A 21,012-nucleotide genomic window follows, 5' to 3' on the forward strand; every position below is an offset into this window, starting at 1 on the left:
CTCAGATATTTATGTTACCTACAAGTTCTCTTATGGAATTAAAACCCATTATTTCAAGATAAGCCTCAATTCCCTCTTTAATTTCATAAACTGCATTGGGATTTATAAAATTTACAGTGCCTATCTGAATGGCAGTTGCTCCTGCAATGATAAACTCAATAGCATCTTTGTGGTTCATAATTCCCCCCATCCCGATGATCGGTATCTTAACTTTTTTAAAGCACTCATAAACCATTCTTACTGCAATTGGTTTTATCGCAGGGCCAGAAAGCCCACCTGTTACCATCTTTATCAGGGGTTTTCTTGTCTCAATATCAATTGCCATAGCAGATATGGTGTTTATAAGTGAAATTGCATCTGCTCCTGCTTTTTCTGCAGCTACTGCCAACTGGGTTATATCTGTGACATTTGGTGTTAGTTTAACTATTACAGGGCACGCAGATACTTTCTTTACTTCTTTTGTTATCTCATAAACTTTATTTGGGTCTTTCCCAAATACCATACCACCTTCTTTTACATTGGGACATGACAGATTTACTTCTATCATGTCTACAAGTGGACTTACTATTTTTGCAAGGTCCATAAATTCCTCTTTGCTAAAACCGTTAATGTTAGCAATTATCTTTGTATCAAACTTTCTTAAAAAGGGAAGCTCATCATTTACAAAAGCTTCAACTCCCGGATTTTCAAGTCCAACTGAGTTTATTATTCCGCCGTAGACCTCACACAGTCTTGGCTGAGGGTTACCAGTACGCTTTTTGAGAGTTATTCCTTTTGTTGAAATTCCTCCAAATAGATTTAAGTCAATCAGTTTTGAAAATTCACGACCAAATCCAAATGTTCCTGATGCAGCAATAACCGGGTTTTTAAGTTTTATACCTGCTATTTCAACTTCTAAATTCATTCAATTTCAACCTCCATTATATCAAAAACAGGACCATCTGAACACACATGATACACATTGTCATCTTTTCCTTTTATGCTGCAACAAAGACATGCGCCTATCCCGCACGCCATTTTTTCCTCTAAAGAGGCATAACATTTTACAGGAAGTTTAAGGTTTTTAATAGCTTTTAACATGGGTTTTGGTCCACAGCAAAAAACTACTTTATATTTTTCTTTTGAAAAATTGTTTTTGAAGATATCAACTACATTTCCTTTATAACCGCAACTACCATCATCTGTTGAAATTAAAGTATTATCACAAATATCTTTAAATTTTTCTACTAAGAACATTGAATTTGAATCTCTGAATCCAAGAAATATATCAACCCTATTACCTTTATTTTTTAGTTCTTTACATAATCCGACAAGGGGGAAAATACCAACCCCCCCTCCAATTATAGCAACATTTTCGTCGGAGATGTCTGTCAAAAATGAATTTCCAAGTGGACCTAATACATCAATAGTTTCTCCTTTTGATTTTTGAGAAAGAAGTTTTGTGCCTTTACCTACCACTTTGTAACCAATATAAACTCTTTTTCCCTCAACAAAAGAGATACTAAGAGGTCTTCTCAAAAGAGGATAAATGCTCTCTTTATCAATTAGAATATTCACAAAATTACCCGGTTTAAAATTCTCTGCTAAATATTCAGATTCAAAGGATAAGAGAAATATATCATTTGCAATCTTTACATTTTCTTCAATTTCAACGTCTAATAGTTTCATTATCAATCTCTCCTATGTTAAATATGTCAAGTTCTCTTTTTTGTTTTAGAAATTCAATAATTTCAACCACAGCCTTTGCAGTATCAACTGAAGTGAAGATTGGCACTTTGTTTTCCACAGCAAATCTTCTTATTAAAAAACCATCTCTTTGCGGCTGCCTTCCTTTTGTAGGAGTATTGATGACAATGTTGATTTCTCCTTTTCTAATTAAATCTATTATATTTGGACTTCCTTCAGACACTTTTTTAACGTGATTTGCAGCAACCTGATAAAAATTCAGATGTTTTGCTGTCTTTGATGTTGCATATATCTTGAATCCAAGCTTTTCAAACTTCTCAGCAATTGGGATGATTTCATTTTTATCAGGGTCAGCAACAGTAAAAAGCACTCCACCTTCTAATGGGAGTTTTGTTCCGCTTGCAACAAGTCCTTTGTAAAGAGCAATATAGTAGTCTTTCGAAATTCCCATAACCTCACCTGTTGACTTCATCTCAGGACCAAGTGATACTTCAACATCAGGCAGTTTTTCAAATGAGAAAACAGGAACTTTAAAGGCATAGAAATCTTTTTTCGGCAAAAGTCCAACTGTGTTTACCAAATCTTTCAGTCTATATCCCAAACTTACCATTGTTGCAAGCTCAACCATGGGAACACCAGTTACTTTGCTTAAAAACGGCACAGTTCTGCTGCCTCTTGGATTGACTTCAATAACGTAAAGCTCTTCATTTTGGACAATGAATTGAACATTTATAAGTCCTTTGCATTCAAGTTCTTTTGCTATTTTATGTGTGTATTCAACAATTCTATCTTCAATATACTTTGAAATATTCCTTGCTGGATATAGAGAAATACTATCTCCTGAATGAACACCTGCTCTTTCGATGTGCTCCATTATTCCTGGAATTAAGATGTCCTCACCATCAGATATAGCATCAACTTCTATTTCCTTTCCGACAATATATTTATCAATAAGAATAGGATGATCATTGAGATTCTTTGCATAGCTTAGCATTTCCACAATATCATTATCGTCAAAAGCAATCTTCATACCCTGTCCGCCCAGAACATATGAAGGTCTTACAAGCACAGGATAACCCAATGAGTTTGCTATTTCAAGTGCTTCTTGCAAAGCAAAACATGTAAAACCTGGAGGTCTTTTAATGTTAAGTTTATTTAAAATCTTGTCAAATCTTTCCCTGTCCTCTGCAATGTCTATTCCCTCTGCACTTGTACCAAAAATCTTGATACCCTCTTTTGCAAGCTGCTGGGAAAGTTTTATAGCTGTTTGACCACCAAATTGAACTATCACCCCATCTGCCTTTACAGTTTCAATGACATTCAAAACATCTTCTTTTGTAAGCGGTTCAAAGAAGAGCATATCTGAGGTATCAAAATCGGTACTTACAGTTTCAGGATTATTATTTATTATGACCGACTTTATACCCAGCTTTGAAAGTGTATAACTGCTGTGGACAGAAGTATAGTCAAATTCGATTCCCTGACCAATTCTTATTGGACCTGAACCAAGAACAACAATTTTTCTCTCTGTATCTGATGTTTGTGATACTGCTACATCATTTTCTCTTTCATATGTTGAGTAATAATAAGGAGTTTTTGCTTCAAATTCTGCTGCGCATGTGTCAACCATTTTATATACCGGTGTTATGTTTAGGTTCTTTCTCATACTTCTTACATCATTTTCAAATATACCTTTGATATTTGCAATTGTCTTGTCACTGAATCCCATCTTTTTTGCTTCAAGTAAAATGCTGCTGTTTAGTTCTTCTTTTTTGATTTTTTCTTCCATATCAATTATATTTTTAATCTTATTAAGGAAAAATTTATCCACTTTGCTTATTCGATATAGATATTCTACTTCATAACCTCTTCTTATAGCCTCGGCAATTGCAAATATTCTTCTATCATCAGCCTCGATTATAAGTTGCGTAAGAGTTTGATTATCGAAATTTTTAAGCTCTGGAAGGTCTAAATAATCCAGTCCAATATCAAGTGAGCGTATACCCTTTAAAAGACCTTCTTCGAATGTTCTTCCTATCGCCATGACTTCTCCAGTTGCCTTCATTTGTGTGCCAAGCTTTCTGTTTGCATAAGTGAATTTGTCAAACGGCCATCGAGGAATTTTCAAAACAACATAGTCAAGTGCTGGTTCAAAACTTGCATATGTCATTTTTGTAATGGCATTTTCTATTTCGTCAAGTGTATAGCCAAGCGCAATCTTTGCAGCAATTCTTGCAATAGGATACCCTGTTGCTTTTGAAGCCAAAGCAGATGAGCGGCTGACCCTTGGATTTACTTCAATCACTGCATATTCAAAGTTCTCAGGATTTAGAGCAAATTGAACGTTACAACCACCTTCAATTTTAAGTACATCAATGATCTTTAATGCAGACGACCTTAGCATTTGATATTCTTTGTCTGAAAGCGTCTGCGATGGTGCAACAACAATGCTGTCGCCTGTATGAATTCCAACTGGATCAATATTTTCCATATTACATACAGTAATAAGACACCCGTTTGAATCTCGCATAACCTCATACTCTATCTCTTTCCACCCTTTTATACTTTTCTCAACAAGTATTTGGTGTACAGGACTGTATGAAAGACCTTTTCTTGCAATCTCTACAAACTCATCTTCATTGTTTGCAATGCCACCGCCAGTTCCACCAAGAGTATATGCCGGTCTTATTATAACCGGAAAGCCAATCTTTTTTGCAAACGCAACACCATCTTCAACACAGTTTACAACTTCACTTGGAACAACAGGTTCACCAATTTTTATCATTAACTCTTTGAAAAGAAGCCTGTCTTCTGCAAACTCAATAGCTTCAATATTTGTTCCAATTACTTTGACATTATATTTATCAAGAATACCACTTTTGTAGAGTTCAACAGCAGTGTTAAGTCCTGTCTGCCCTCCAAGTGTCGGTAAGATGGCATCCACTCTTTCTTTTTGGATTATCTTTTCTATTATTTCACACGTTATTGGTTCTATATAAATGCTGTCTGCCATTGTTTTGTCTGTCATTATTGTTGCAGGGTTTGAGTTTATAAGGACAACTTCAATTCCTTCTTCTTTTAAAGCTTTACAAGCCTGACTTCCTGAATAGTCAAATTCAGCTGCTTGACCAATTATTATCGGTCCTGAACCTATAACTAAAACCTTTTTTATATCCTTTCTCAGTGGCACTTTAAAGTCTCACCTCTTTTGATTTTGTTTTCCTATGAAATTACTGCATTAATACTTTCTTTGATGTTTTTTGAAGCCAAATAACTACTTTTCTCAAAATCAGAATTAACATAGTTTTTGTATGCATAGATAATATCACGTGACGAATTTACTATTATGCCCATGTTGTTGCTGTCCACAAAATATTTCAAATCTTCTACTTTTCCTCCCTGCACACCGATGCCAGGTACAAGTAGGAAAGAGTTTGGCAAGATTTGCCTTATTCTTTTACCAGCTTCTGGCTGGGTTGCACCTACAACAGCTCCAATATCACTGTAACCTTCTTTTCCTACACAGTTTTTCCCCCATTCATACACTTTTTCAGCAACTATTTCATAAAGTTTTTTATCTTCAACTACAATATCTTGAATGTCAGCAGAAGAAGGATTAGAAGTTTTAACAAGTACAAATAGACCTTTTTTGAATCTCTCACAGTCTTCAACAAATGGCTTTATACTATCTTGCCCGAGATAAGGATTTGTTGTGATTGCGTCAAATTCAAAGAACCTTATCTTCTTATTAAAAACAGGAGTTTCACCAATGTAAGCATTTGAGTATCCCTTTGCTGAACTTGAAATATCATTTCTCTTACCATCAAAGATTACAATAAGCTTTTTGTTTTTTGCATATTCACAGAGTTTATGCAAAACCTCAAACCCATGATAAGAATACTGTTCAAAAAATGCTGCCTGAAACTTTACCCCAACCACATTTTCTTCCACAGCATCAATAATTCTTCGGTTGTATTCAAATAAAATAGTTTTTAAATTATCAATCTCGCTTTTTTCATTGTAATAGAATCTTTTAATAAAATAATCTGGTATATTTTCAATGGTTGTATCAATTCCTGCTATAAGAACACTATTCTTCTTTTTTATAGCATCAATTAATCTGTCTGAAAAGTTTAACAATTCAAAACACCGTCCTTTTTTAATATCTTCCCATTGTATATTACTGTCTCAACATAAGAAGTCAAAATTTTTCCCAAAAACACACTATTTTTTGACTTTGACACAATGTTTTTTTCTTTTACTTCCCATTTTTTCTTTAAATCCACAATAACAAGATTTGCTTTTTCACCTTCTTTTATAATGTTTGGAGAAAGTCCAATTATTTTTCTTGGGTTGTGGTTTAAAAGTTCTACTATCTCCCCGATATCAAATGCATTTTTTTCTACAAGATATGTTATTAGCACAGAAAATGCAGTCTCAAAACCAATTGTACCACTTGCAGCAAGATTAAATTCGACATTCTTTTCATCTTTGTGATGCGGGGCATGGTCTGTTGATATACAGTCTATTATACCTTCTTTTAATCCTTCAATCAAAGCTTCAACATCCTCTTGTGTTCTCAGAGGAGGGTTTACTTTTGCGTTTGTGTTAAATCCAAGTACCTCTTCTTCTGTAAGGCTTATATAATGCGGGCATGTGTCAGCCGTGACATTTACATCCCACTCTTTTGCCATTTTTATAAGTCTAACAGATTCTTTGGTAGATACATGGGTTATATGAATATGTGCTTTTGTTTCTTTTGCAAGAAGAATATCTCTTGCAACAATTATTGATTCTGCCTCACGTGGAATTCCTCTAAGTCCTGTGATTGTTGATACATATCCTAAATTTATCTGTCCTCCTTCAGATAAGTTCGTATCTTCACAGTGTGAGATGACAGGTATCGAAAAATCTTTAGAGTACAAAAGAGCATTTCTCATTAGATTAGCGTTCATAACACACTTTCCGTCATCTGATATAGCAATAGCACCTTCATCTTTCATAAATCCTATCTCAGCAAGCTCTTCTCCTAAAAGTGCTTTTGTTATAGCCCCAACAGGTAACACCTCAATTGGTGAGACTTCTCTTGCACGATATTTTATATACGCAACCATTGCTCTGTTGTCTACAGGAGGGTTTGTATTTGGCATACAACAGATTGTTGTAAATCCTCCTGCTGCGGCAGACCTGCTACCGCTCTTTATGTCTTCTTTGTACTCAAAACCAGGTTCTCGCAAATGACAGTGAATATCGGTAAAGCTTGGCATTACATACTTGCCGCTTGCATCTATTATAATCATCTTCTCCGGATTTTCTTCTATGTTTTTACTAATCTTTTCTATCTTGTCATCAACTATCAATATATCAACTTTTTCAAGTTTGTCGTGAAGACTATTTACAATCTGTGCATTTTTTATCAATATCATCACCTGTAAATTCCCTCCTTGCGTGTGCAAAGGTATAAAACTGCCATTCTAACAGCAATACCGTTTGTAACTTGCTCATTGATAGTTGAATTTGGCAGTTGCATAATTTCTGAAGAGATTTCAACTCCTCTGTTGACAGGACCAGGGTGCATAATCAAGGTGTTGTCTGAAACATATTTCATTATATCTTCGTTTAACCCATAAAATTTGTAATATTCTTGCTTTGAGGTTATAAAGCCCCGTTTTTGTCTCTCAAGCTGAATCCTCAAATCTATTACAACATCTTTTCCTGAGACTGCCTCTTCCAAAGAAGATGCAACCTTGGCAAAGTTTTCAATATAAGGTGGAATAAGTGTTTGTGGTCCAAACACTGTGATTTGGTTGTCAAACTTGGAAAGTCCCCAAATGTTGCTCCTTGCAACCCTGCTGTGAAGAATATCGCCAATGATTGCTATCTTCAATTTCTCAATTGTTCCAAGCCTTTCTCTAATTGTGAACATATCAAGTAGTGCCTGTGTTGGATGCTCATTCATTCCATCACCAGCGTTTATGACCGAAAATGAGCAGTTTTTGGCAATAAAATGCGGCACACCAGAAACTGAATGTCTGACAATTAGCACATCTGTTTTTAGAGCTTCCAAAGTTTTTACAGTGTCAAGCAAAGACTCTCCTTTCTGCACACTACTGGTTTGCACAGATATAGAGGTTGTATTGGCACTCATAAACTTTGCTGCAAGCTCAAACGATGTTCGTGTTCTGGTACTATTTTCATAAAACAGAGTTACAACCGAATACCCCTGCAGATGAGGAGTCTTTTTAGTTTCACTCTTTAAAATTGTCTTCATATCTTTTGCAAGGTTGAGTATTTTTAAAATATCCTCTTTTGAAATCTCTCTTAAACCAAGCAAATGTTTCAATTTATTCACCTCCGATTGTTTACAAAAAAGGTAGGGAAAATACCCCTACCCTTAATTGTTTGGTTCTAAAGCTTCTTTTGTCTTTGCTACTTTGAGTTCTTTTGACTCTGGTAAAAGAAGATTTAAGATTATTCCGACAAATGTAGCAAGAGCCATTCCTTCAAATTCAATGTTAAAAAATTTGAGTCTTGTTCCACCAACACCAATTATTAAAACCACAGAAGCAATTACAAGGTTGCGTGTTTGAGACAAGTCCACCTTGTTTTCAATCATCATTCTCAAACCAGATGAAGCAATAACACCAAACAGCAAGATACTGATTCCTCCAATTACAGGTGAAGGAATTACCTGAATAAGAGCACCAAGCTTTTGGACAAATGAAAGTAAAATTGCCAGAATTGCTGCCCACAAGATTACCCATGTGCTGTACACCTTTGTTATAGCCATAACGCCGATATTTTCACCATATGTTGTATTAGGAGGACCTCCAAAAAAACCTGCAGCAATTGTTGCAAGTCCATCTCCTGCTAATGACCTGTGAAGCCCAGGATTTTTTGTAAAGTCTCTTCCCACAACATTATTTGTTACAAGAAGATGTCCAATATGTTCTGTTATTGTAACTATGGCAATTGGAGCAATAGCTAAAATAGCAGAGAGTGAAAATTTAGGGAATGTGAACTGAGGAAGTCCTAGCCACTTTGCATTCTTGATAACTTCATAATTCAAAAAAGGAATATACTTGCCATTTGGATAGAATGAATTGAGAAGATTTGTGTTCATACCAATCAAGTCAAGCACATATGCAAAAAGGTATCCACTTACAAGTCCAATCAAAACAGGTATGACTTTAAAAAATCCTTTAAAGTAAACAGAGCCAAACACGGCAACAAGCAATGTAAATATAGAAACCCAGCAAACAGGACTTTTTATGACGTTGACGGCAACTTCTAAAATCTGCCCATCTTTTATAACCTCTTTGAAAAGTCCTGCTGATTTTACAGCTGCTGCTCTTGCAAGAGAAAGTCCAATAATCATTACAACAGGACCTACAACAACGGGTGGCAGTAGCCTGTCAATCCAGTTTGTTCCAAACAGGTAGACAAGAAATGCTACAATCAGATATACAACACCTGATGCAATGCATCCGGCAAGAGCGTATTCTTTTCCTCCAAGTGAAGCAGAGACTGTGATAATAGGATTGATAAATGCAAAGGAAGAGCCAAGATATGCAGGTATTTTGTTTTTTGTTACAAGAATATATATTATGGTTCCCACACCACTTGTAAAGAGAGCAACAGTTGGACTAAGTCCTACCAGAATAGGAACTAAGATTGTTGCACCAACCATGGCAAAAAGATGTTGAAGACTCAAAGGCAAGGTTTTCAAAAATGGAAGCTTTTCTTCAACCTGAACAACTCTGTTCATTTTCAAAAATTTCTCCTTTCTTTTAAGGTTATATTTCCCTATCAAGCTGTTCAATTATTACTCTGTTGTCGTTGTCAAACTCATCGACAAGTACGTGAACAATCTCTCTTCTTGAAGTTGGAACATTTTTTCCTACATAGTCAGCCCTAATTGGAAGTTCTCTGTGTCCTCTGTCAATTAACACTGCAAGCTGAATCATCTTTGGTCTTCCCATATCCATCAAAGCTTCAATTGCTGCTCTTACTGTTCTGCCTGTAAAAAGTACGTCATCTACTAAAACTATCTTCTTATTGTTTATATCAAAATCAATTCTTGTAGAGTTTACTGTCGGATGTTCAGAAAGCAGACTCAGATCGTCCCTGTAAAATGTTATGTCAAGAATACCTAAAGGAAGCTTTACGCCTTCTATCTTTTCTATGTTTTCTTGTATCTTTTTTGCAAGTGTTACTCCTCTTCGCTGAATCCCAACAAGGCAAAGATTTTCAACACCCTTGTTTTTTTCAAGTATCTCATGAGAAATCCTGAGCAGAGCTCTTCGCATTTGATTGGCATCCATAATTTCTTTAAATTTTTCCAAAATACAACACCTCCTCTGGCACAAAAAAAGCTTCCTGCCCGTGAATTGGCAAGAAGCTTTTTTACATGCTTAATATTCTCGACTTCTCTTATTTCAACCTTGCCGCCTCACAGGGCCAGCTTAAAGGTCTTAAATTCTCTTAAAGCCACTATTCGATTTTTGTTTATTTTTTAGTCATTATAACACCAAAATATAGAGTTTGTCTATGGTTTTTGATGTTATACATGGTATTTACTGTTTCTGCTTCTCAGTATATTTAAAATCTCAAGAAAGTATTCAGGTAGCTCGGTTGAAAAGTGCAGCACATCTGAAGTTATTGGGTGAACAAACTTAATCTCACCTGCATGAAGAACTTGACCTTGAATACCAAATTCATTTTTAGATCTTCCATAAGTACTATCTCCAAGCAAAGGATAACCAATGTACGACATATGGACTCTTATCTGGTGAGTTCTTCCTGTTTTTAATCGGAGTTTTACAAAAGTGTATTTATCATACCTTTCCAAAACCTCAAAATAAGTAACTGCTTGTTTACCATTTGGAATTACAGCCATTTTTAGTCTGTTTACAGGGTGCCTCCCAATCGGTGCATCAACTACACCGCTATCTTCTTTTAACACACCTTCACATATAGCATAATATATCCTTTTTATTTGATGAGATTTTAATGCTTCAGAAAGTTTAATATGTGCTTCATCTGTTTTAGCAACAATTAAAAGTCCCGATGTGTCTTTGTCAAGTCTGTGGACAATTCCGGGTCTTATAACCCCGTTTATACTGCTAAGTTTCCCACTGAACTTGTGCAAAAGAGCGTTTACAAGAGTATTTTCAAAATTACCTGCCCCAGGATGAACAACCATACCTCGTGGTTTATTTATTACAGCTAAGTGTTCATCTTCATATACAACTTCAATATCTATATCTTGAGCAACAAGGGATAGCTGTTTAGGTTCAGGAATCACGATTCTGATTATATCTCCACTCCTGACTTTATATGCAGGTTTTAAAACTTGTGTTTGATTTACCCATACATTTCCTTCTTCTATTATCTTTTGAACAAAACTACGAGTTTTAGAAAGAACCTCTGAAAGATACCTGTCCAGTCGTCCGTCAAAACCTTCTACTGTCAAGGTTTTTTCTTCAGAAATAACTCTTCGCCCCCTTCTCTCAGAATCAAAAATATCAAAAGAAACACTCCACAGGTTATAAAGAAATCAGCAAGATTAAAGACAGGAATTACTTTTATGTCTATAAAATCCACCACATAACCTTTAATAATCCTATCAAAAAGATTTCCTGTTGCTCCTCCCACTATCAGCGAAAAAGAAAACTTGTAAAGATTGTTTGTTGACTTGAATATCATATAACATAAAAACAAAATGAGGATTATTGAAACAATTATAAAAAAATCTTCTTTTCCCCTCTAAGATGGAAAAAGCCCCACCCCTGTTTTGTACATAGGTAAGTGATAAAATTCCACCCAGTAAATTGACAGGTCTATATACAAAAAATTTTTCTGCTCTTGCCTTTGTTAGCTGGTCTAACACAAAAGTTGACATAATTATAATCCAGTAAACCATTGAATCACCTTGAATCATGTACAACTATGTTATGATATTATAATATTAGCCAAACAAATCATCGTCATCATCATATAAAAACAAATCTTCGTCGTCATTCTCTTCAGAATCAGGGTCGTAGTATTCTATATTAAATGGCTCATCTTCAAATCTAACATCAAATTCAAAAATTTCAAAGAATTTATTTAACCTTCTAACAAAATCTTTACACTCTTCAGCAAACTTTTTCTTTCCCCTTTTTGATAGAGTAAAATCATGAGCAAAAGCCAACTTTACACGATAGACATTATTCTCAAGTCTCTCGATTTCTGACCAGTCATAGTAAATATTTGACCAATAAGTATTATTTAATGCATTGTTAGGAAAGTAATCTTCCATTTCTGGCAACAGAACTTCGCAAAAATTTTGAATAAATACCATAAACTGTTCTTCAAACTCTTTAATATCCCTCTTTGGTAAACTTAAAAGTTTTAATTTGTATTCCAAAAACATAAAAGAAGGTGTACTCATGTCAAATACCTCCTAAATGAAATTTGTTATTTTTTTTTGATAAATCAAATTATATACGAAACAAATATAAATCAGCAAACCGGCAGAATAGGAGGAGAAGGATCAAATATACTGAAAATACCTGGCAAACCAGCAATCTTCTTTGCTTCTTCATACCAGTGCCATGGGTCATATACATTTGCATCATAATCAGGTTCGCATCTGAATTCTATTATACCTTCAACAAGAATCTTTATCTGATTTTTCAGTGCCTGCGCATCGTTTTTCAATATATACTCCGCAAGAGCAGAAGAAACAATCCCTGTCGTGTTTTTCGCAAATACTTTTTTAACATCCACAGCCATTTGATAGTTACCAAGGTAATATTCTGCATCTGCCCACAAGACATAAAAATATGAACTGCCTTCCGGACGTAGCACAAAAGTTCTATCAGCTTTTTTCCCCTCTTCATAAACCTTTCTAAAAATTTTAACAGCCTCAAAGCATTCCTGTTTTAGTTTCTCAATCTCTCCTATCCACCTGTACATTTTAGCTAATCTTGTTTTGTCCGTGGCTACTGCTCTACTTTCATAGCCGTATTCTTTTATAGATTCTTCAATATCTTTTTTCTTAGCTTCAATAGCTTTCAAAATATACTTTTTCCCCTCATCAAAGTTACCAAGATACATGTAATACCTTCCTGCTGCTATAAGCCTGAAATCATACATTACACCATACTGCTCATCTTCTTCTATCCTGCTTAACTCTTCTTTCAACATTTTATTGAGCTTTTTAGGATTGAGCTTAATCTCCCACCACTCAGCCATTATTTTTCACCCCTGAAACTTTAAATTCCCCTTCCCTTCCCACCCTTGATAATAATTTTACTCTATTTCAATATCATTTTCACCATCTCGAACGATGCTATGTTTTCATCATTCACTAAAATTTCTGTAAAATATTTACCAAATCCGCCATCCCATCTAATCTTTTTATTCTGCGAAGCATAAAACAGTGCTGCTTTGTATTTTTTCTCACCCTTTAGTAATTTTTGAAACTCCTCAAACTCTTTTTGACCAACATCTTTACCAAGCAACTCTTTCATACCTTCTTCTACTTTGCCCAGATACCTTTTAGGATTTGTCGAAAGCCACTTAAAAGACAGCTGGGCTAATCTTTCTTTTGCTCTTATTTCGGGATTATAAACATTGCTAAATAGCCTGTTTTCTCCTACCGTTGGATAGGTGGTTAATTAAAAATCAACAAAATTGTTATTGCTTATAAATCAGCAAACCGGCAGAATAGGAGGAGAAGGGTCAAATATACTGAAAATGCCTGGCAAACCAGCAATCTTCTTTGCTTCTTCATACCAGTGCCATGGATCATATACATTTGTATCATAATCAGGTTCGCATCTAAATTCTATTATACCCTCAACAAGAATCTTTATCTGATTTTTCAGTGCCTGCGCATCGTTTTTCAATATATACTCCGCAAGAGCAGAAGAAACAATTCCTGTTGTGTTTTTCGCAAATACTTTTTTAACATCCACAGCCATTTGATAGTTACCAAGGTAATATTCTGCATCTGCCCACAAGACATAAAAATATGAGTAAACTTCAGGATTTCTTGCTAAAGAGTCGTTCATCTTCTTTGCTTCTTCATAAACTTTTCTAAAAATCTTAACAGCCTCAAAGCATTCCTGTTTTAGTTTCTCAATATCTCCTATCCACCTGTACATTTTAGCTAATCTTGTTTTGTTCATAGCTATTGCATCATTTTCATAGCCTAGCTTTGATATAACTTCTTCAATACGTTTTTGCTTAGCTTCAATAGCTTTCAAAATATACTTTTTCCCCTCATCAAAGTTACCAAGATACATGTAATACCTTCCTGCTGCTATAAGCCTGAAATCATACATTACACCATATTGCTCATCTTCTTCTATCCTGCTTAACTCTTCTTTTAACATTTTATTGAGCTTTTTAGGATTGAGCTTAATCTCCCACCACTCAGCCATTATTTTTCACCCCCAAATATTTTTATTCTCTTCCGTTTCTCACCTTTAAGATAATGTTTTATACTATATTCAATATCATCTTCACTATTTCAAATGATTCTATACTTGAGTCGTCCCCTATAATACCAAAATATTTGTCAAATCCGCCATCCCATCTAATTTTTTTATTCTGCGAAGCGTAAAACAGTGCTGCTTTGTATTTTCCTTTGCATTCTAAAAATTTTTGAAACTCCTCAAACTCTTTTTGACCAACATCTTTACCAAGCAACTCTTTCATACCTTCTTCTACTTTGCCCAGATACCTTTTAGGATTTGTCGAAAGCCACTTAAAAGACAGCTGGGCTAATCTTTCTTTTGCTCTTATTTCGGGATTATAAACATTGCTAAATAGCCTGCTTTCTCCTACCGTTGGATATTTTGAGTTTTCAAAAGCTCCTTTTGCTTCCACTATTAGATATTCTCTTGGCTGTGTGTTGGTGAGAAAGATTAAATCAGGACCTTTAACGCCATGTTTGGCTTTATAAATGCACTTGTAGCCCAGCTTTGTATAATACTCATATGCTGCTTCAACAGCAACTCTTTCTGCAAATACATGGGCACTTCTGAGCCCATTCTTTTTTAAATACTCATTTGCTCTTGCTATAACGCTCTCGGCGTTTTCTAATTGTATATCTTGAGTTATAGAAAATTTGACTTTGCTATTTTTTATAATTGATGCAATTTCATCAAAATTATTGTGCTGAGCAAATTCAGAGACAGCCTTCAAAGGTTTATCATAATCTCCATTTACCACTTTTTTTGCAACATCAAAATTGTCTTGTCCTTTGCATAAAAGAGCAAACACAGGTAAAAACAGAGAATTTCTAAAGACATTTTGCCATTCATCAAATTTATGAACAATAAACCTTGATACAATGCTTATGCACTCATCACCGAAACTAATAAATTTTGTAAGTGTTCTTGCAATATCAGCACAGTCTCCTACACCAGGGATAAAGCCAATTAAATTTGTTAATACTCCTGCAAAATCTAATTTTGCCAAACTTGCTACAGCATCTCTTATATCTGAAAATGGTATAAATCCGGAAGCTATTTGACCAATTAAATACCCAAATGATTTTAGAGTTCTTTCTGCTAAAAGTCCATGTCGAACTAAAATCTCACCTGCATCGCCGCAAGTTGCACCAGCTAAGATGTCTTTGATATGTTCATACCAAGTTTTATCATAAAGATAAGGATCAAGTCCTTTTTCGAATTCTTGTTTGTCAGGATATGAATCGCCGTCATAATTTTTATGAAGGGGTGAATACCCCATGCTGATTTCATTTCCATCAGTCAAACCATCTTTATCGGTATCTGCAAGATTTATCTTTGTTCCCAGTTCATCTTCTTCCGCATCAGAAAGTCCATCATTGTCGCTATCCCATTTTTTCGGATTGCTTGTTGCTTTGTAATAATACCCGTTTGCTGCACAAACCAATGGTCCAATTTCTAAGCCATCTAAAATTCCATCTCCATCTGTATCAGGATTTGATGGATCAGAATATACAATTGTTCCAAGACCTGTTCGTGCACCTGAAATTTCAACAGAATCTGGAACACCATCTTCGTCTGTATCAATTGGTTCTGTAACTATTTCAGTTATTCGCTTGAACACCTGTGGTAGTTGAGAAGCAGAAGATACAGGAAAATACATGCCTCCTGTTTGGGTTGCTATATCTCTCAAAAGATTTTCGTCAACGCTGGTTCCTAAACCTATAGTATATATTGTTATACCATTGTTTTTTGCTTCAGTTGTGAGATTATTGTCGTAATATCCTTCACCATCTGTTAAAAGTATAATTACTTTTATTCTATCCTCAGAACTATGAGAAATTAATTGCTGGTTTGCAATTCTAATGCCTTCTGCAATGTTTGTTCCGCCCCAGCTATCAATCCTGTCAATTGCATTTTTTACGGCTTGAAAATCAGTCGTTAAAGGCTGCAGTAAATAACCAAAATCATCGAAATCGACAACAGCTGCTCTATCCCCTTGTATCAAGGCATCAACAAATGATTTTGCAGCAATTTTTCTATAACCGTTTGGATCATTCCAGCTCATGCTGCCAGATGAATCTAACACAAATACAAGGTCTATATAATTGACTTGTTGATTTATTTCTCTTTCGCCTTTATTTATTGGAACCTCCCAAATTGCTTTCCATGTTGGGATATAAAATAATACAAAGTGTTGTAAAATGGTTTGTTTTTGCCCATACCACTTTGTTTACAGGATCAACACCTTGTTCGTCAAGTGGAACAAAAGTCATCAAATCTTCATCAAGATAAAACATTTTTACATTTTGAAAATCTTGATTGGGGATTTTGCTTGTATCAATTGGTATAAATACTGTCGCTTCTTTAAAAGGTGCATATACTTCAATATCAACTGGTGTTGAAACTATTCCGTAAATTTCAGAAAATACTTCTTCGTCTTTTAGATTGTTTATTTCAACAAAGGGTGAAATGTCCCCTTCTGCAACAATTTCTACTTTTGTTCCAGTCTGATCGTCTTTAAAGGTTTGCTTATATTCCTCAAGTCCGTCAGGTAAACCATCAGCATCACAATCAGGATTATTAGGATCAGTTCCTAATAAGTATTCACTTTTGTCACTCAGTCCATCTTCATCCGTATCAAATTTCAAAGGAGAACTTTTAAATGTAAATATTTCGAAATAGTCATCTAAACCATCGTTATCTGTGTCTGGCAAAAGCGGGTCAGTATTGTATTTTTGTTCATCTATATTAGTTAACTTGTCCTCATCAGGGTCTTCTTGCCAGTCTGGTATACCATCTTTATCAGTATCAATTAATTTTCCATCAGTAAGGTTAAAAAGCTTTAATATTTCAAAAAAGTCAGAAAGATTGTCTCCGTCGGTGTCTAACTTATTTGTTTTAAGACCAAACTTTTCTTCTAAAAAATCTGGACATTTATCATTATCTTTGTCCTGAAGCTTTAAAATAGCAATATTAAGTTCATTTAACTGTTCCCATGCTTTTCGATAAAATTGAATAGCTTGTTCATTGTTCTTTTTGCCTTCAAATTCAACACCTTTATTAAACTCTTCAATTGCTTTTAAAAGTTCTTTCTTTTGTTTTTGGGTAAATATAGTTTGATTATTTTCGCAAACTATTTTTAGATTCTCTGTAACTATCCTTGTTACTGCAATAAGATTCAGTTTAATTCCTTCTAAAGTTGAATCATAATGTTTCTTAAAGTTACTGTGCTTTTGATAAAATTCAAGTTGCCTTACAGCCTTTTCAATGCAGTCAAAAAAGGCTGAATTAGTGATTGTGGTATCACTATCAAATTGATTTACAGCTTTTGTTAAATAAATTAATATCTTTTTGACCTTTTCCTCAGGTGATGGTTTTAAGTCATAAAATAATTCAGGGAGAGTAGAAATTTTTTTAATTTGAATTTGTAAAAGTTCACGGGGATTTTGGATTTGAGAAGAGTTTTGAGAGGTTTGAAATACTGATGCATCTCTCGATGATAAATTATCTGATTTGACAAAGTAAGGGGAAAAAAGGTTGATAGTAAATAACAATACAATCAATAATGAAATAAATTTCTTCAAATATCTCATATAAAACCCTCCTAACTCCTAAAAATTTGAATAATCTTATAAACATTTTATAATAATTACAAGAATTTTGTCAATAAATCCATGATTTTTAGGTAATTTATTAAAGAAGCTATCCAATTATCTTTTTGGATAGCCCTTCTATTTTAAAAATTATCAGTAGAAATTTTATCTATTTCTTCGACACTATCATCAATATCATTTATATTTTTGTAATAATTTCTTCCATCAAATACAATCTCATCCTGTGGACCGTTGCTTGTGGAATGCATTTCAAGGATGCTCCACATATCTGTGCCATCATGTTCTTCTTCACCTTGACTTGGAAACTTGTCATTGAAAGGTTTGCCCAGCACCTTTTCTTCGATTGGTCTTTGATCTGTTTTATAATTTTCTTGTTTTTCCATCTTTTTCTGACACTCTATACAAAATTCTGCATAAGGTATTGCTAAAAGCCTTTCAATAGAAATCTCCTTTTTGCAGGATATACAGTAGCCAAAGTTTCCCTCTTCGATTTTAGATAGTGCTTTTTCAATCAATTTAAGTTTCTTTTTCATGTCAGCTTTCAAGCTCATGTTCTTTTCCATTTCAAATAGGTCTGATGCAATGTCAGCTGGATGATTGTCATAGTTTGAAACCTCGTTTGAATACACTGTGCTAAAGTTCGAAATTTGATTATCTTTAGTATTTTTTAGATACCTTTCTAATTCGGATTTTTTATCTAAGAGCATTTTTTTGATCATTTCCATTTCGGCTGGCTTCAATATGAATCTCTCCTTTTAATGAAGATTTTAATGCATATAAAACTTTACAAACTTCAAAATCTCAGCGATATACCGACCTATTACAGGAAGGTTGTATTTTACAATAGCATTAAGTATATACAAAAGAAGAGCACCTAAAATAGAAAAACCAAAAGCTGTTCCAAATCCTCTTGCAGTACCAGATAAGAAATTCATAAAAATTATTTTTTTGGGTTTTTAAATATTCTATATAGTCGCTTAAATTCATTCTTTCTAGCTTTAAAATAAAATCATTTAATTTTTCTTCAAATTCATTTTTTGACATAATCTCACCTTCTCAATAAATTATTTTGTTGATTTTCGCTCATTTTATTTATATAATTTTTTTGAAATGCGAAAGTTTTTATCATTGGAGGTAAAGAAAGATGGAATACAGAGCTGATATAGGAGTATTTGGTGGTTCCGGCTTTTATTCTTTGGAAGACAATGTTGAAGAGATAGAACTTGAAACACCATATGGGAGACCAAGTGATAAGATTTCTTTACTCGAAATTCATGGCAAAAAGGTGGCTTTTTTGCCTCGACATGGTAAAAATCATCAATATCCTCCACATTTAATTCCATATAGAGCAAATCTCTGGGCAATGAAAATGCTCGGAGTAAAAAAAATAATTGGACCTACTGCATCTGGAAGTTTAAAGCCTGAGATAAAACCTGGAGATTTTGTTGTATGTGATCAGTTTGTTGATAGGACATGGGGAAGGAAAGATACATTCTTTGAAGGTCCTGAAGTAAGGCACATATCCGCTGCAAAACCGTACTGTGAATACTTGAGAAAGATTGCAATTGAATCTGCAAAAGAGCTTGGAATTACTGTACATGAAAAAGGAACTGTGGTTGTGATACAAGGTCCAAGGTTTTCAACAACAGCTGAGAGTAGATGGTTTTCAAGCATGGGCTGGGATGTTATCAACATGACCCAGTATCCAGAAGTTATCCTTGCAAAAGAGCTTGGCATCTGCTATGTGAATATATCGCTTATTACAGATTATGATGCTGGACTTGAGGGAAGAGATGATATAAAGCCTGTAACAGAGGAAGAAGTTTATAGAGTTTTTAGAGAGAATAATGACAAAGTAAAGAAGCTTATATATAGAATGATTGAAAAGATTGATGTAGATTATATTTGCGAGGAGTAAGAAGAAAATGAAACACTTTGAGTTTGAAAATGATAAGCTCATTGTGCTTGACCAGAGAAAGCTGCCATTTGAAAAAGAGTATTTTGTTTGTAGCACATATCAGGATGTATATATAGCAATAAAGGATATGATTATAAGAGGAGCACCGCTTATTGGAATTGTTGCCGCATATGGAGTTGTGTTGGGATTTAGGGAGATAATTGAAAAGAACCTGGAGTCTAATAAAATTTATGAGATTATAAAATATCTTGCAAGCTCAAGACCCACAGCTGTGAATCTTTTCTGGGCACTTGAGAGAATGAAAAAGCTTTTTGAAGATGCAAGAAATTTTTCTCAAAATCAAATTTATAGTGTGCTGCTGGATGAGGCAAGGAAAATAGAAGATGAAGACAAAAGTATCAATAAAAAGATTGGTGAGCATGGAAATACACTTATAAAAGAAGGTGCAAATATCCTTACTCACTGTAATGCAGGAGCTTTAGCAACAGGCGGGTATGGAACTGCACTTGGTGTCATCCGTGAAGCTCACTTTACCGGCAAGAATATTCATGTTTATGTAGATGAGACCAGGCCGTATCTTCAGGGGGCAAGGCTCACAGCTTTTGAGCTTTCTGAAGATGGTATTCCCAACACAGTTATCTGTGACAACATGGCAGGTTATCTTATGAAACTTGGGAAAATTGATTGCGTTATTGTTGGTGCAGATAGAATTGCTTTAAATGGAGATACAGCAAACAAGATTGGAACTTACTCTCTTTCTGTTTTAGCAAAGCACCATGGTATTCCTTTTTACATTGCAGCACCTATTTCAACTATTGATTTTAATATAAAATCTGGACTGAAGATTCCTATTGAAGAGAGAAGCGAAGAGGAGATAAGATTTTTCAATGGTAAAAAGATTGTTCCGGATGAATCGAAGGTTTTTAATCCTGCATTTGATGTGACACCGGCTGAAAATATCACCGCTATAATTACAGAAAAAGGTGTTGTTTTTCCACCCTTTGAGGAGAATATCTCAAAACTCAAAGAAAAGTGAGTTGTCAAAAACGGGGTATTGTAAGAATTGAATACCCCGTTCTATATTTTATTTTTTATGATTTGCTGAAAAACTGTTACATGCTTCCTTGAGTGCTCAAGAAGGTTGGTGCAAAAAATAATGAATTTTTGAAAGGGACTTTTCTTTTGTTACTATATTTACTTTGTATGGTTATTTTTTTATTTAATAACCTAAAACTTTCTTACAAAAAGATTTTATCTTAATCATATTTTGTTTTCTCGATGCCGAAAATTGATAATTGCAACTGAAAATATATCATTTTACTAA

At 34.5% G+C, this 21,012-nt stretch carries 19 protein-coding genes and 1 pseudogene; 2 read left to right on the forward strand and 18 right to left on the reverse strand.

Going from position 1 to position 21,012, the window contains the following annotated elements:
* Position 1: 1 nt before the first annotated feature.
* The 18 genes and pseudogenes from COB47_RS05915 to COB47_RS12595 form a co-directional block, all read right to left on the reverse strand.
* Positions 2-904, reverse strand: coding sequence for a dihydroorotate dehydrogenase (locus COB47_RS05915; protein ID WP_013290470.1), 903 nt, complete (start codon positions 902-904; stop codon positions 2-4).
* Positions 901-1,668, reverse strand: coding sequence for a dihydroorotate dehydrogenase electron transfer subunit (locus COB47_RS05920; protein ID WP_013290471.1), 768 nt, complete (start codon positions 1,666-1,668; stop codon positions 901-903). Before COB47_RS05920 ends, COB47_RS05915 begins: the two co-directional genes overlap by 4 nt.
* Positions 1,649-4,876 carry a carbamoyl-phosphate synthase large subunit gene (carB, locus tag COB47_RS05925; RefSeq protein ID WP_013290472.1) on the reverse strand — a complete coding sequence of 1,076 codons (3,228 nt, stop codon included), beginning with the start codon at positions 4,874-4,876 and terminating at the stop codon, positions 1,649-1,651. The genes COB47_RS05920 and carB overlap by 20 nt, the downstream gene beginning before the upstream one ends.
* Positions 4,877-4,908: 32 nt before the next feature.
* A complete protein-coding gene (gene pyrF, locus COB47_RS05930) occupies positions 4,909-5,826 on the reverse strand; it encodes an orotidine-5'-phosphate decarboxylase (RefSeq protein ID WP_013290473.1) in 918 nt (305 codons plus the stop codon).
* On the reverse strand, positions 5,820-7,112 hold the full coding sequence (locus COB47_RS05935; RefSeq protein ID WP_013290474.1) for a dihydroorotase: 1,293 nt from the start codon (positions 7,110-7,112) through the stop codon (positions 5,820-5,822). The genes pyrF and COB47_RS05935 overlap by 7 nt, the downstream gene beginning before the upstream one ends.
* Positions 7,112-8,029, reverse strand: a complete 918-nt coding sequence (locus COB47_RS05940; protein WP_013290475.1) for an aspartate carbamoyltransferase catalytic subunit — start codon at positions 8,027-8,029, stop codon at positions 7,112-7,114. The genes COB47_RS05935 and COB47_RS05940 overlap by 1 nt, the downstream gene beginning before the upstream one ends.
* Before the next feature lie 51 nt (positions 8,030-8,080).
* Complete coding sequence (gene uraA, locus COB47_RS05945; RefSeq protein WP_013290476.1) at positions 8,081-9,454, reverse strand: uracil permease; 1,374 nt, start codon at positions 9,452-9,454, stop codon at positions 8,081-8,083.
* A gap of 28 nt (positions 9,455-9,482) precedes the next feature.
* Positions 9,483-10,031 carry a bifunctional pyr operon transcriptional regulator/uracil phosphoribosyltransferase PyrR gene (gene pyrR / locus COB47_RS05950; protein WP_013290477.1) on the reverse strand — a complete coding sequence of 183 codons (549 nt, stop codon included), beginning with the start codon at positions 10,029-10,031 and terminating at the stop codon, positions 9,483-9,485.
* A gap of 218 nt (positions 10,032-10,249) precedes the next feature.
* Positions 10,250-11,161, reverse strand: a complete 912-nt coding sequence (locus COB47_RS05955) for an RluA family pseudouridine synthase (protein WP_013290478.1) — start codon at positions 11,159-11,161, stop codon at positions 10,250-10,252.
* Positions 11,158-11,629 (reverse strand): annotated as a pseudogene (gene lspA / locus COB47_RS12900) (signal peptidase II). The gene COB47_RS05955 and the pseudogene lspA overlap by 4 nt, the downstream one beginning before the upstream one ends.
* A 27-nt stretch (positions 11,630-11,656) precedes the next feature.
* A complete protein-coding gene (locus COB47_RS05965) occupies positions 11,657-12,121 on the reverse strand; it encodes a hypothetical protein (protein ID WP_013290479.1) in 465 nt (154 codons plus the stop codon).
* A gap of 71 nt (positions 12,122-12,192) precedes the next feature.
* Positions 12,193-12,927, reverse strand: a complete 735-nt coding sequence (locus COB47_RS05970; protein WP_013290480.1) for a hypothetical protein — start codon at positions 12,925-12,927, stop codon at positions 12,193-12,195.
* A 62-nt stretch (positions 12,928-12,989) separates the two neighbouring features.
* Positions 12,990-13,205, reverse strand: coding sequence for a hypothetical protein (locus tag COB47_RS05975; protein ID WP_041742448.1), 216 nt, complete (start codon positions 13,203-13,205; stop codon positions 12,990-12,992).
* Positions 13,206-13,385: 180 nt separating this feature from the next.
* Positions 13,386-14,120 (reverse strand): hypothetical protein, encoded by a 735-nt coding sequence (locus tag COB47_RS05980; RefSeq protein ID WP_013290482.1) that lies wholly within the window; start codon positions 14,118-14,120, stop codon positions 13,386-13,388.
* Positions 14,121-14,178: 58 nt separating this feature from the next.
* The gene (locus COB47_RS12585; protein WP_237698860.1) at positions 14,179-16,221 is read right to left on the reverse strand and encodes a VWA domain-containing protein; all 2,043 of its coding nucleotides are present in this window, start codon (positions 16,219-16,221) and stop codon (positions 14,179-14,181) included.
* A 70-nt stretch (positions 16,222-16,291) separates the two neighbouring features.
* The gene (locus COB47_RS12590) at positions 16,292-17,749 is read right to left on the reverse strand and encodes a hypothetical protein (protein ID WP_041742450.1); all 1,458 of its coding nucleotides are present in this window, start codon (positions 17,747-17,749) and stop codon (positions 16,292-16,294) included.
* A gap of 143 nt (positions 17,750-17,892) precedes the next feature.
* Positions 17,893-18,510, reverse strand: a complete 618-nt coding sequence (locus COB47_RS06000; protein WP_013290483.1) for a TraR/DksA C4-type zinc finger protein — start codon at positions 18,508-18,510, stop codon at positions 17,893-17,895.
* Positions 18,511-18,537: 27 nt separating this feature from the next.
* Positions 18,538-18,705, reverse strand: a complete 168-nt coding sequence (locus COB47_RS12595) for a DUF5665 domain-containing protein (protein ID WP_237698861.1) — start codon at positions 18,703-18,705, stop codon at positions 18,538-18,540.
* Between the two features lie 209 nt (positions 18,706-18,914).
* Here COB47_RS12595 and COB47_RS06010 point away from each other — a divergent pair, with 209 nt between their 5' ends.
* Together COB47_RS06010 and mtnA are read left to right on the forward strand one after the other, a co-directional pair.
* Positions 18,915-19,688 (forward strand): S-methyl-5'-thioadenosine phosphorylase, encoded by a 774-nt coding sequence (locus tag COB47_RS06010; protein ID WP_013290485.1) that lies wholly within the window; start codon positions 18,915-18,917, stop codon positions 19,686-19,688.
* 7 nt (positions 19,689-19,695) lie between these two features.
* On the forward strand, positions 19,696-20,724 hold the full coding sequence (mtnA, locus tag COB47_RS06015; protein WP_013290486.1) for an S-methyl-5-thioribose-1-phosphate isomerase: 1,029 nt from the start codon (positions 19,696-19,698) through the stop codon (positions 20,722-20,724).
* The last annotated feature ends 288 nt before the right edge of the window (positions 20,725-21,012 follow it).

The organism is Caldicellulosiruptor obsidiansis OB47, from assembly GCF_000145215.1.
In the GTDB taxonomy this organism is placed as follows: domain Bacteria; phylum Bacillota; class Thermoanaerobacteria; order Caldicellulosiruptorales; family Caldicellulosiruptoraceae; genus Caldicellulosiruptor; species Caldicellulosiruptor obsidiansis.